At 42.4% G+C, this 495-nt stretch carries 1 protein-coding gene; it reads left to right on the forward strand.

Annotated features, from left to right (window positions below; all coding sequences use genetic code 11):
* The coding region (locus SAY88_RS24725) for a group II intron maturase-specific domain-containing protein (protein WP_332635082.1) at positions 1 to 413 on the forward strand (413 nt) is incomplete at its 5' end.
* Positions 414 to 495: the final 82 nt, after the last annotated feature.

Genomic DNA, 495 nt, shown 5'->3' on the forward strand with positions numbered 1-495 from the left:
ATTGGAAATCGATTCAGAAATTCCAAAGAAAACTACGCCAGCTAACAAAACGTAGCTGGAGTACCTCTCTGGATATGAGAATCCTTAAGCTGAAACAGGTTATTTTAGGTTGGGTTAATTACTTTAAGATAGCCAACATGAAGAAAGCGCTTGGAGTAATAGACGCAAAACTTCGCTCCAGACTGCGAGTAATCATTTGGAAGCAATGGAAGACCAACAAGAAGAGAATAAAAGCCCTTGTCCAACTGGGCATAACCGAAGAAGAAGCAAAGGGTTTAACGTACTGTCGAAGGGGCTATCGTTACATTGGACTATCGAAGGTAGTTCAAAAAGCATTATCTAACAAACGGCTAAGGCAAAGGGGTATCCCCTTTGTCCTAGACCGCTACTTAAAAGTACACACTGTAATATAAGTTGAACCGCCGTATACGGAACCGTATGTACGGTGGTGTGAGAGGGGCGGAAAGTTACTTAACTTTCCCCTCTACTCGATTG

The sequence above is a fragment of the Halalkalibacter flavus genome (assembly GCF_036663575.1).
Classification (GTDB): Bacteria; Bacillota; Bacilli; order Bacillales; family Bacillaceae_D; genus Halalkalibacter; species Halalkalibacter flavus.